Annotated in this window: 10 protein-coding genes and 1 pseudogene; 7 read left to right on the top strand and 4 right to left on the bottom strand. The window is 44.2% G+C overall.

Annotated elements, in window-relative coordinates; genetic code table 11:
- The first annotated feature begins 68 nt into the window (after positions 1–68).
- The gene (locus QUA40_RS25260; RefSeq protein ID WP_333130974.1) at positions 69–380 is read left to right on the top strand and encodes a CPBP family intramembrane glutamic endopeptidase; all 312 of its coding nucleotides are present in this window, start codon (positions 69–71) and stop codon (positions 378–380) included.
- Here the strand turns inward: QUA40_RS25260 and QUA40_RS25255 are convergent.
- Positions 373–624 (bottom strand): annotated as a pseudogene (locus QUA40_RS25255) (ATP-binding protein); the annotation flags it as partial. The gene QUA40_RS25260 and the pseudogene QUA40_RS25255 overlap by 8 nt on opposite strands.
- Positions 625–2077: 1453 nt before the next feature.
- On the opposite strand from QUA40_RS25255, the gene QUA40_RS25250 reads away from it, so the two are divergent.
- The 5 genes from QUA40_RS25250 to QUA40_RS25230 all read left to right on the top strand — a co-directional run bounded on the left by QUA40_RS25250 (position 2078) and on the right by QUA40_RS25230 (position 8132).
- The gene (locus QUA40_RS25250; RefSeq protein ID WP_333130970.1) at positions 2078–3229 is read left to right on the top strand and encodes a glycosyltransferase family 4 protein; all 1152 of its coding nucleotides are present in this window, start codon (positions 2078–2080) and stop codon (positions 3227–3229) included.
- A gap of 445 nt (positions 3230–3674) precedes the next feature.
- Entirely contained in the window at positions 3675–4817 is a 1143-nt protein-coding gene (locus tag QUA40_RS25245) for a glycosyltransferase family 4 protein (protein WP_333130968.1), read from the top strand.
- Between the two features lie 88 nt (positions 4818–4905).
- The gene (locus QUA40_RS25240) at positions 4906–6276 is read left to right on the top strand and encodes an O-antigen ligase domain-containing protein (protein WP_333130967.1); all 1371 of its coding nucleotides are present in this window, start codon (positions 4906–4908) and stop codon (positions 6274–6276) included.
- 423 nt (positions 6277–6699) lie between these two features.
- Positions 6700–7494, top strand: a complete 795-nt coding sequence (locus QUA40_RS25235; RefSeq protein ID WP_333130965.1) for a WecB/TagA/CpsF family glycosyltransferase — start codon at positions 6700–6702, stop codon at positions 7492–7494.
- A 194-nt stretch (positions 7495–7688) separates the two neighbouring features.
- Positions 7689–8132 carry a DUF4079 domain-containing protein gene (locus tag QUA40_RS25230; RefSeq protein ID WP_333130963.1) on the top strand — a complete coding sequence of 148 codons (444 nt, stop codon included), beginning with the start codon at positions 7689–7691 and terminating at the stop codon, positions 8130–8132.
- 81 nt (positions 8133–8213) lie between these two features.
- On the opposite strand, the gene QUA40_RS25225 is transcribed toward QUA40_RS25230, so the two are convergent.
- Both QUA40_RS25225 and ubiG read right to left on the bottom strand, forming a co-directional pair.
- Positions 8214–9122 carry an alpha/beta hydrolase gene (locus tag QUA40_RS25225; protein WP_333130961.1) on the bottom strand — a complete coding sequence of 303 codons (909 nt, stop codon included), beginning with the start codon at positions 9120–9122 and terminating at the stop codon, positions 8214–8216.
- A gap of 382 nt (positions 9123–9504) precedes the next feature.
- On the bottom strand, positions 9505–10350 hold the full coding sequence (ubiG, locus tag QUA40_RS25220; protein WP_333130959.1) for a bifunctional 2-polyprenyl-6-hydroxyphenol methylase/3-demethylubiquinol 3-O-methyltransferase UbiG: 846 nt from the start codon (positions 10348–10350) through the stop codon (positions 9505–9507).
- 229 nt (positions 10351–10579) lie between these two features.
- On the opposite strand from ubiG, the gene QUA40_RS25215 reads away from it, so the two are divergent.
- Positions 10580–11311, top strand: coding sequence for a TIGR04283 family arsenosugar biosynthesis glycosyltransferase (locus QUA40_RS25215; protein ID WP_333130957.1), 732 nt, complete (start codon positions 10580–10582; stop codon positions 11309–11311).
- Between the two features lie 14 nt (positions 11312–11325).
- Here QUA40_RS25215 and QUA40_RS25210 read toward each other — a convergent pair whose 3' ends face one another.
- A complete protein-coding gene (locus tag QUA40_RS25210; protein WP_333130972.1) occupies positions 11326–12168 on the bottom strand; it encodes an acyltransferase in 843 nt (280 codons plus the stop codon).
- Positions 12169–12231 lie beyond the last annotated feature (63 nt).

The following is a 12231-nucleotide window of genomic DNA, read 5'->3' as shown; positions in this document are numbered from 1 at the left end:
AAATACGTCAATATACTTACACAGAGAAAATCATTTAGGATTGCTCTAGATATAGAAAATCATTTAGGATTGCTATAGTTAACTCGCTGATTGAAGAATTTACTTGGCGGTGGTTTGTCTGCAACAAGTGCCAGATTCTCATACCAGGCACAAAAGCAATATTTCTGAGTTCGCTATTTTTCACGCTCCACCACATTTTTGTAATAGCAGCTTACAGCGACTGGCAGGCTGTGCTCTTAGGCTCCTTAGCTGTCTTCGCCGCCGGGATAATTTGGTCGCACTCTTATCTGACTTATGGTTCGCTTTGGTCGAGTTATATCAGCCACGCGATCGCAGATTTAGCCCTAGCAACTATTGGTTGGCAAATCCTCTTTAACTAGCTGCTTTTTCAGTGACTATAGCCTGCAATTCTACAGTAAAAATTGATCCTTTTCCCAACTCGCTCTACCGACTAATATCTCCCCCCATCATCTGACAGAATTTCTGGGCGATTGCCAGTCCCAAGCCCGTACCCCTGTACCTGCGAGTAGTAGACTCGTCTGCTTGCGTAAAAGGTTGAAATACTCTCTCAATTTACTGTGCATTCATCCCAATTCCAGTATCCCTGACTTTGAAACCAATCCATTTTTCACCAACGTACCTTTCTAAATTGTCAGCTTCGGCAAGGTATATCTGGCTGTAGCTGCGGTTGATGCCAACTAGCACCGACAAGTGTTTGCTGGCATTCATGCTGATTGTACTGGGTTGTTGACTGATGCTGTGCAATAATCGAACGTTCATATCTTCCCACCGGAAGATGCTTTCCGTTAAGGCATCTGCTTTTAATTCTAGGTTTTGTTTTGCTTGCGATCGCATAATTTTAGCTGCATGAAAACTGGCCAAAATATCGCTGCAAGCATCGGCGGCACAACCCCCAAGATCGCACCGATTGTCATCCGCGATTGCCAACGCCGGAAAAATGATGCTTTCATAACATGAAATTTTTTGTACGCGAAATCGTTTGATACATACCACGAAGTTGCTGCTACTGCTTAGGAGTCAAGGTTTGCAAGATAGAGGCCGCTCAATGTTGAGTATTCCTTTGATCTTTATAGGGTCATTTGATAATTTGCTGCTGAAGTTGTGTTACGGTAATTACTTAGAGAGGAATTGGAGCGGAACGCTACATATACTCTGCCCCGCAGTGGCAGTCTCTTTTGGGAACTTTTTCATGCGATCGCCTTTTATTAACAAATTTAAAACTGACGCAGCTAATTAAATTTATATCGGTGAAATTCTATCTTTTGTAGCACGATTGGGAAACTTATTTTTTCAAATAGTGGACGCATCAACCAGGTTTTTTTAGGAACATACGACAACTGATGGCAAGGGAGAGCGCTTAAAAAATCGGCTTTCTCTGCTCATTCGCACGCCGACGACAGTGATTCGCGCGATCGCGCCCCAGCAGGTATCTGAGAAAACCACCATCTCATAATCTTGACAAAATAGGATATTGTGTCCCGCCATATCGACAGGACAGTTATCAAAAAATCCAAGCCACCGATCGATGTTTAGCTCTGTTAGAGGGAAAGGCAATCTACATTCTCAAGGTAAGAATTACCTGCTTTAATGAGTATATTTTTTTGCCAAAGGGTATGTAACTCTACTGAATATTGTTGCTAATGCTACCTTTATCTCCCCCTTGCAATTTGGATGATATTCGGTTTCCCGTATATGCCTATCTCTGGGCTAGTAAATTATGTTATGTTGAACAGATGGTGTTGTCTAGCTTGGTGTTTGTAGCGAAAAAAGGTTTTATTTTATGAGGTATCTATCTTTAGGATGAAATTTCGTTTACCTGCAAATTATCCCTATGGGAACTGTTTCGCGCTCACATCAATCGTTACTATCAGTGCAACGACAGTGAAGTTTTGACAGATAGATACTGGGGTGTTGCGAACAGTCGGTCGGTTTGATTCTATGTAAACACTAGGAAAGCGGTAATTAATATTCACCCGCCCCTCTTTCCTTTTGGGCTCTAACATCAGCGTTGGTAACAGTGCCGAATGAGAGTCAAAGTCTTCAGCGGGACTTAAAAATGAAAATCACCTTTGTTCTTCCTACTCTGTCTCTGACTGGTGGAATACGAGTAATATCTATTTTCGCAGAACTTTTGAGAAAGCGAGGACACTCCGTGTTCGTCATCTCTGTACCCCACCCCCAACCGAGTATGCGCCAGCAAGTCAAGTCGCTGCTGCGGGGAAGGGGTTGGATTTCCCCACCTGAAAAGGAACCCTCATTTTTCGATAACTTAGGTGTAGAACACAAAATTATTGATCGCTACCGCCCCGTAGAAGACAAAGATGTACCTGACGCTGACGTAGTAGTTGCCACCTGGTGGGAAACCGCCGAGTGGGTAGCCAAACTCTCTCCTAGCAAAGGAGCAAAAGCTTATTTTATCCAGCACCACGAAATTTTTGACTATCTACCTCAAGGAAGAGTAGAAGCAACCTGGATGCTGCCCATGCACAAAATTACGATCTCTGAGTGGTTAGTTGAGCTAGCTCGGACTAAATATGGCGATCGCGAGGTTTCCTTAGCTCCTCCTACCGTGGACACCAAGCAATTTTACGCCTGTCCTCGCAACAAACAATCGGTTCCTACAGTTGGCCTAATGTACTCTACAATCTACTGGAAAGGAACCGACATCGCCCTCAAAGCTTTTTCCCTAGCTGCAGAAAAGATCCCCAACCTGCGTCTGGTTGCCTTCGGTACAGAGGCCCCATCCTCGGAATTGCCCCTACCGGCCAATGCCGAGTATGTAATTCAACCCGACCAAGACAAAATCAAAGACTATTACAGCAAATGCGATGCCTGGTTGCTGGCGAGCCGCTCAGAAGGCTTCGGCTTGCCTATTATCGAAGCGATGGCGTGCCGCACTCCCGTCATCAGTACCCCAGCAGGCGCTGCTCCTGAAATTTTGAGCGGCGGTAGTGGCATACTTGTAAGACCCGAAGATCCCGAAGAAATGGCAAAAGCCATAGAGCGTATCTGTCAGATGCCAAATTCCAAGTGGCAAGCCATGTCCGAAGCCGGCTATGGCAAGGTGAACAATTATACTTGGGATGATGCCACGGCTCATTTTGAAGCGGCATTGAAAGTTGCTGTAGACAAATCTAAGCAGCGCCAGATTAACCTAGATTCCTTTTCTCCCTACTATGAAAAGGAAAAATTGCCGGTTGAATGCTAAGTGCCGCGCCGCCATTTGAAATTCGGCGCTACGGGCGTTTTCGGCTCCGGATGCTGGGGAGAAACTCAATATCGTTTGGTGGGGTGGTTCTGCCACAAATAAAATCGCCCGTGTCCTATTTTCTACGCAGCAGTCTCGACACGAGTTCTGACCGCAGCTACGAGGGAATAGTGGTTATAAATTGATCTGCCTGCCAAAATCTGAAGAAGAGTGTAACGGAGGTTTTAAGGCTGGCTCCGTTACAGGTTAAACTTGTCTTGTTATCAAACATCTCCCAATTTGTAATTGGGAAAAGTCCCTGACGACAAAGTAAGATCGGCTCGACTATCGAGTTACGATCGCCTCCAGCACAGATCCGCACCCCGCAGAAAAGCCAAACAGAGGCTGGTAAGTGGCAACTTGCTAAGGAGGATTTTTAACCAGTATCAATCTTCAGCATCTATTCATGAAAATTACTTTTGTCCTGCCTACCCTGAGTCTTATAGGTGGCATGAGGGTGTTATCTATCTACACAGAACTGCTGCAAAAGCGAGGACACAAAATATTTATCGTCTCTATGCCTCTGCCTCAACCGACTTTGCTCCAACAATTGCGATCGCTGCTGAGGGGTAGGGGTTGGCTGTCGGCTCCCAAAACACAAAAGTCTCACTTTGACATGGTGGATGTCGAGAGCCGAGTTCTCGAAACCTACCGTCCACTTACCGACCTTGACGTACCTGATGCCGATATTGTCATGGCTACTGGGTGGGAAACTGCCGAGTGGGTGGCAAAACTCTCCCCCAGCAAAGGAGCGAAAGTATATTTTCTCCAACACTACGAGGCTTTTGACTACATCCCAAAAGGTCGAGTAGAGGCAACTTGGTGGCTGCCGATGCACAAAATCGCTGTGGCCCAGTGGCTGGCTGACATAGCTCGGAATGAATACGGCGATTTGTCTGTATCTCTCGTCCTTCCTACGGTGGACACCAAACAGTTTTACGACCCCCAGTCGCGAGTGAAGCAGCCGCGTGGCAAGCAATTAGTTCCCACAGTCGGGATGTACTATACTACAACTCCTTGGAAAGGCTGCGATCTTCTTGGCCTGAAAGCTTTCTCTATAGCTGCTAAAAAAATTCCTAACCTTCGTTTAGTTGCATTTGGTTCCGGCCACGATAGTCCTCTTCCCCATTTGCATGAGGGTACTGAGTATAGTAAGGAACCTACTCAAGACCAACTAAAAGAATTTTACAGCAAATGCGATTCTTGGCTATTTTCCAGCAGCTCCGAAGGCTTCGGCTTGCCAATTTTACAAGCTATGGCTTGTGGCACTCCAGTCATCGGCACTCCAGCAGGTGCGGCTCCGGAACTACTTGCTGGCGGTGGTGGCATACTTGTCAAGCCAGAAGACCCAGAGGATATGGCAAAAGCGATCGAGCAGATTTGTCACTTGTCTGATGCCGAATGGCCCGCAATGTCCGAGACTGCTTTACAAACGGTGATAAATTATACTTGGGAGGATGCAACTAATCTCTTCGAGGCGGCACTGTACGCTGCTTTGGAACGTCAAGCACAATTAACCAACAAGACATATAAATTGAGGTTGATTTAAAAGATTAGGGTTGCGCGATCGTTTAAGCGAGAATTTTTATTGGGCAAATTGAGTTGTCTTTCTACAATTTTACTCCCCCAAAATACCTATGGTTGCATTAATCCCAGTTGCTATGTTCGGCTTTATTCCAGTCGTTTTTTACCTGTTTGTGAGGTTTCCGGCTCAGCGGGCGGTAATTATAAGTTTTGTTGCAGCGTGGCTATTTTTACCGCAAGCTTCTTATCCCATCCCCTCATTGCCAGCGTATACCAAAATATCGGCAGCTTGCTACGCCATTTTGCTGGCTACTATAGTCTACGATACTGCGCGCATCACCTCTTTTAAGCCTGGTTGGCTGGACGTGCCAATGGTAATTTACTGTTTGTGTCCAATTGTTTCACAAGTTACTAATGGCGGCAGCCCGATTTCTCCGACTGTCAACCAAATCGTTACTTGGGGTCTGCCTTATTTTTTAGGACGCTTGTATGTGGGTAGTTTAGACGGGCTGCGACAATTGGCGATCGGGATTTTTGCAGGTGGGTTGGCCTACATTCCTTTTACTTTATTTGAAGGGGTTAAGGGCCCAACGACGCACCAACTCGTTTACGGCGTCAATGCCTTTAACGACTGGGGTCAAGCAAGGCGTATGGGGGGGTGGAGACCCGTAGTATTTATGCAGCACGGTTTGATGGTGGGCGTGTGGATGATGACAGCCGCCTTAATCGGAGTTTGGCTCTGGCAAACTGGGACGCTCAAAAAGTTTCAGGGTCGCAACATCAAGACTTTAGCAATTATATTAACTATCGCTTTTTTCCTGTGCCGTTCTACTGGCGCTTACAGTTTATTTGCATTCGCGTTGATCGTATTATTCTCTGCCAAGTGGTTTCGCACCTCTTTGCCCCTGCTATTCATAATTGGATATATAGTGTTTTATCTGTACATAGCTGCATCCGGCCAATTTTCGAGCAAAGACGTGGTTGACTTCATCACTCAAATATTTGGCGAAGAACGAGCCAGCTCTCTGAAGTTTAGATTTGACATGGAAGAGATATTAGGGGAAAAAGCGCGGCAAAGATTTCTTTTTGGCTGGGGCGATTCCGGCGGAAACCGCGTGTACAACCAGTACGGTCAAGATATCTCGGTCACCGACAGCTTATGGATTATTGCATTTGGAGTCAACGGTGCAGTCGGTTTAGCTAGTTTATTTTCTTCATTATTACTTCCTGTTATCGTCTTTTCCGTGTTCAAATATCCCGCCAGAACCTGGTCTAATCCCAAAGTAGCGCCCGCTGCCGCCCTGGGAGTAGCCTTAACGATGTACGTGTTTGACTGTGTTTTGAACGCTATGACTAACCCAATTTTTGCGCTCATTGCTGGAGGAATATCGGGTCTGGTATTAAAAGCTCCAGAAAGTCTTAAGGCAAAGAAAACCAGTTCGCCACCCAGAAGACAGTCGCTGGTTCACCAAAAATCAGGATGATTTTCAGGAATGCGCGGCTTCACTTCAAGCTTGAAAATATCTTGCAGTCGCTGAATACAGCAACTAAAAATTTACCATTTTTGCATTAAATCAAGTTCTGAAGTGGCGATATATTTGTCATTCGATTAAAATAAAATTCAAATTTTTTTTGCCTGAATTTGCAATGCTTCAACTATTAGCACGGCATGGGTTTTTTATTAAAAGTGTGTTGCGATTTGTAAACAAAAATGGGCTTAATATACTTTTTACTAAAACGAGCTGATTCTTTACACAATCTTTAAAAATCCTGACTGGACAGGTAGGGTGTATGGGGATATACTTAAGAAATTAAGTTCACTGAAGCGCCCAAGTAGTGAAAATACAAAATGGTGGGTTATAATAGTTTGAGTTGTAGTTTAATATAAAGCGGGAAGGGCATCATAAATGAAAACAGTTAATTTATTGAATGTCTCGATAGATAACTTGTCAATCACAGAGTTGTTTGAAAAACTCGACTGCGAAGGTGGTGTCGTATTTACACCCAATGTAGACCACTTGATTAAGTTGCAGTATGACCGCGACTTCTATGAAGCTTACAATACATCTACTTATAGAGTCTGCGACAGTCAAATATTGATGTATGCCTCCAAGTTTTTGGGTACTCCTCTCAAAGAAAAAATTTCTGGTTCGGATTTGTTCCCTGCATTTTATATGTATCACAAAGATAACGAGAAGATTAAAATATTTTTGCTAGGAGCTGCTGAAGGTATTGCTAGGAAAGCCCAGGAAAAAATTAACCAAAAAATTGGTAGAGAAATAGTGGTTGAAGCACTTTCTCCTTCTTTTGGCTTTGAAAAAAATGAAGAAGAATGTGAAAAAATAATTGACGAGATAAATAAATCAGGGGCTACAGTTCTTGCCATAGGAGTGGGAGCGCCCAAGCAAGAGAAGTGGCTGGTGAAATACAGGAGCAAATTAACACACGTCAAAATTTTCTTAGCCGTAGGTGCAACCATTGATTTCGAAGCTGGTTGCAAAGCAAGAGCTCCCAAATGGATGAGCGAAGTCGGTATAGAATGGGCGTACCGACTGTTAAGTGAACCGAGAAGGTTGTGGAAAAGATATTTGATTGAAGGTCTGCCTTTTTTCCGATTAATCTTAGAACAAAAATTAGGGTTTTATAAAATGCCTTTCATGGAGAGCAAAACCAGCCAGCTAGAATGGGAAGGTGGCTCCTAAAAAGGTTAGCCACAAATCTCTAGCGTAAATTAAGCGGAGTATGGGAGAAAGTGGGTTTAACTTCAAGGTAAGACTGATGCAATCTGTGGATAGTCCGATCGCACTTTCTCTCAAACTAATTTATTTTTGCTTTCAAGTCCAGGTAAAATCGGAAAGAAACCTTTTGTGGAAAATCCTAATTAGGGACGCAACCGATGAATCTGCCTTCTTTCTTGTTGTTGTGGAAAATAGCGGCTTGGTCAATGGGTGTTTCGCTGTTGGCTTACCTGTTGCTAGCCGTTACTGGAACGTGGATGTTTGCCGCTAGGAGTACGAAACAACCGCGCCCAAAATGGCTGCGTCCCTTTCATTTAGCCACTGGTGCGGGGATGGCGACTTTGGTAATTTTACTGCTGGGAATTGGTGTAGTCGGTACGCTAGGATCCTACGGCAATTTGGGTCACTCGGCTCATTTACCGGCGGGGTTAGCTGTTGTGGTTTTGGTGTTAGTTTCTGTTGGAAGCGGGCTGCAAATTGGCCCTAAACATCCTTGGGCGCGTCCCCTCCACATCGGTACTAATTTGGCCTTGTTTGGGGGATTTGTGACTGTTTTACTCACAGGATGGACGATAGTACAAAAGTATTTGCCGAAAGTTTGAAACCTGTCTATTTGACCTCAAACTATACCAAATTTGCAAGTGAAAACATATATGTAAGGTGCGCCACAGCGCACCCTAGGTTTAATTTTTTTGCGTGAGTCCGCTTTTTGTGATGAATTCTAAAATATGCTGCGCGGTAGTCTGTGGCTTTTCTAAGTGGGGAACGTGCCCGCAGTCGGGTATCCAAATTAGTTGAGAATTTGCGATCGCCCTTGCAAACTTTTCCGCATCCGCCGTCCCCAAAATCCGGTCTTGTTTTCCCCACAAAATCAGCGTCTGCTGCTGAATTTGCGATAATTTTTCCCCAAAACCTCCGTAACCGCCGCTTTTAGTAAACGCAATTAAAGCTTGATTCCAGTTGGGCATTTCCAAGTGCAAAGCAGCACAAGTTTGAGCGTCTTGAGAAGCAAAATTTTTATCGAAATAAGCATTGACGCTAATTCGCTGGCGAATTTTTGGATTGCGTAAAAATGAAGTTGCTAGATATCCTAAAGGAGGAATTAAAAACTTTCCCTTATTAGAACTGATGGCAAAACCTGCGCTATCTATTAATACTAATTGTTTCACAGCTTCGGGATAATAGAGAGTAAAATCAATTGCTGCTGCACCTCCCATTGATGCGCCAACTAAGATTACAGGCTGCGAAATTAGCGTTTTCCAAAAATAGTAAAGGTGACTTTCAATTGCCCTCGCGCTGAATGTCAAACCTGCCGCTCTTTCTGTAAAGCCAAAACCCAACAAATCAACCGCCCAAGTTTCATTTTCGGCAGCCAGCAGCGGCAACAGGCGGCGGAATTCAAACAAGGAACTGTCGAAGCCGTGAAGTAGCAAAATCGGTGTGTTGCCGCTGCCTTGGCGCACGTAGGTTGTGGCAATTGGCCCAGAAGATAGGGGAGTTGTAATTGCCTCCCATTGAATGCTTTGGGCTAAGGCAATTGAGGTAGATTCTGTGAGTTGTGCGATCGATTTTGGGAGAAAACTTGCTGGCATAATTCTTGATAAATTGTGAATCGGTAGGGGCAGTGTCCCTGTGTTTGCCCTAACATTTAAGTATATATGCTTGCTCGATCGCTATTTGAGGAGTTGGGGCGAGCAATACCTTAAAATTCGATCGATACTAAGTATCCCTCTGCCCAGGCTTAGGTTTGTCGTGTGATCGCCAAGATAGCAATTCTCAATTGCCCGCAATACAGTAATGATACGGCGTCGTACCGTGTCCCCACGGAATATGTGTATTGCACTCCACAGGATAAGGTGTACCGGGGCCTGCGTACCCTCAAAAATGCAATAGAGGCGGGTTTTAGCCGGATTTGTTGATCGCAAAAATCCGTCTCCAACTCGCCCCAAATGACAACAGTTAACAATTAACTGACTAATTCTTCGCCCCAACGCCAACATACATAATCGACGTATCCTCATTGATTTGGATTTTAAACAACCCAGACTTTTTGTAATCAATATAGTTAGCGAAATTAACTGTTAAAAGTTGAGCCGCTTGTTTGAAAACTGCCCCGGAAGGAAACAACTGCTTTCCGCCTGTAAAATTCACCCAAAAACCGTGCATCTGGGCTAAAACAGAACCCATTTCTCCAAACATATCAAAACCTTTAATTTCAATATTCCCAAAACCCGTATCTCGCATTACCGCAGACAGTTCCTCCGGGGTAATAAACTTTTCCCAATCGTGAACCCCCCGCCTAATTTCTTGCAAAATATTTTCCATCAGGCCAATCATCACCACTTGCGAGGAAAAAGTTCTGTTGATGGTATCGAAAAAGAACATTCCTCCGGGCTTGAGAATTCTGTGAACCTCTGACACAACTTGTTTGTAATCTGCAACGTGTTCTAAAACATCCACGCAAATTACCACATCGAAGGTATTGTCCGCGTAGGGCATATTTTCGGCAAAACCTTGCCTGTAGTCAATCTCGAAACCGCTGGTAACTGCGTGATTTTGAGCTGCTACAATACATTTGTCCGATCGATCTATTCCAGAAACAATAGCACCTCTCTCGGCCATAAACTCGCAAGAAAAGCCGCCGCCGCACCCGACATCTAAGGTTTTCAGCCCTCGCCAATTAGTCGCGTGTCTGTCGAAAAACTCAAATCTGGGTTTGTTGAGATGGTATAAGGCATAAATTTTAGCATTTTTGTCCCACCAATTATCGGCATTTTCCTCATAAAATTCTAAATCATTTTTTACTTCAGTTTTCTGCACGATTTTCTCAGTCCTGATTAGTGGGAAATATAGAGGGCGATTGCACTTTTGCCTGATTTTATAGGAATGACGCCAACAAACCCGGTTTCTGTGAAAAATCCGAGGTTTCGTGACGAGTTCGCAGGGACACACCGGGTTTCTGAATCCGCGCGCCTAAGTTCTATTTTCTCGTTAGTTGGGAATCGTCACAATGTTTTAGTATAATACTTTTGGCATAAATTTCAACCAGATGGATCGCGTTTCTATTATCATCCCCGCCCTCAACGAAGCGACTTGTCTGGAACGCACGCTCCGCCAACTCAGCATCCTCAATCCTCCGGCTTGGGAAGTGTTGGTGGTAGACGGCGGTAGTCAAGACGACACAGCGGCGATCGCACTTTCCGCCGGCATCCGCGTTATTTCTAGCAGTATAGCCGGACGATCCCTGCAAATGAACTTAGGTGCTCAAGTCGCTACCGGTGAAATTCTGTGCTTTCTCCACGCCGATACTTTAGTTCCCGACGACATTATAGCAGTCATCCAGAAAACATTGTCCGATGCCGAAATTTCAGGCGGCGGGTTTATCTCCCTGATGGCTGGTTCGCAGCAAACAAAATGGGGTTTTTCCCTCCACAATTACCTGAAAACTTATTACGCGCCGCTGTTATTTCGACCTCATTTATTTCTCAAAGGGTTGCGCCTGCTGTTTGGCGACCAAGTTATTTTTTGTCGCCGTACCGATTTTTGGGAATGCGCCGGTTTCGATGCCGCGCTGCCTATTATGGAGGAAGCGGATTTGTGTTTGAAGTTAGTGCGACGGGGGAGACTTAAGTTAGTCAATCGAGTAGTGGAAAGTAGCGCTCGTCGAGTTGCCAATTGGGGCGAAGTTAAAGCAATTGCGATCTATCTTTCGATTGGTTTTTTGTGGGGTTTTGGCGTTCCTGCGAGGTATCTCAAGCAGTTTTATGAAGACATCCGCTGAAACACACAATCCGATTAAATTCCCAGAATGTACAGGCTGTATTTTTGGGGCATAACTTTCTGCAACAGGTAAATAATCGCCCAACAACCGAACAAAGTGCCTGTCACTAAAAAGCCGAGCTTCAGCAGCGGATTTACCTGGTCACTAAACTTATAAAACACTAACAAGACATATTTTACTACTGTCGAATCCAGGAGATATATAGGGAATGAGTAAGCCGCCAATATTTTGACTAACCCAGATACTCTAGTGGGAAGTGCGATACTCTTAGAAAATGCGAGGATCGATAATACGAACCAAATTGCGTATCCTTGAGCAGATATTTTAAAAAACGAGCGAAGAAACCATCCCTCTGAATTCACTTCACTTATTAGGTAATATTCCCAAATGCTAGCTAGATAAAAAAGGATAGTTGCCACTAAAATTGGCTTTTTTTTTTGTTCGAGAACGGGTTGAATTCGGTCATACGAGCTGCCCAAAAATAGACCAGTTGAAAATGGCAAAATCCAACTGAAAATCCAGCGTTCCATCAAAGGTAGAGGTATTGATATGTATTTGAGAGCGGTTAAGTAGAAGAATATTGAAAAAATTGTTTGAATTGTTAAGCCTAAGACCAAAACTTTTCTGGCTTCTAAAACTCTTAATTTCACTAGCAGCCACCACCAACCGTAGCATTGAACAATCACAACGATGAAGTAATAGGGAGGCATCACTGAGCCTGTCAGGATATCTCTGAGTAATGACAGTAAATCAAATTTTTGGAGTTCCCCCAAATTATTTAAGATGTACAAAGCTACTGACCAAAATAGATAAGGGGGTAGAATTCTTGACAGTCTTTTTTTGACTATAGCATTTATCGAAAAGATGAGGTATGATATAACTGACTTGAAAGGAGTGAAAAATATAAGACCCCAAAATGT

It is taken from the genome of Microcoleus sp. Pol11C3 (assembly GCF_036701485.1).
Classification (GTDB): Bacteria; Cyanobacteriota; Cyanobacteriia; order Cyanobacteriales; family Microcoleaceae; genus Microcoleus.
The sequence above is the reverse complement of the archived record's forward strand: the minus strand, read 5'-3'. Positions and strand labels throughout refer to the sequence as shown.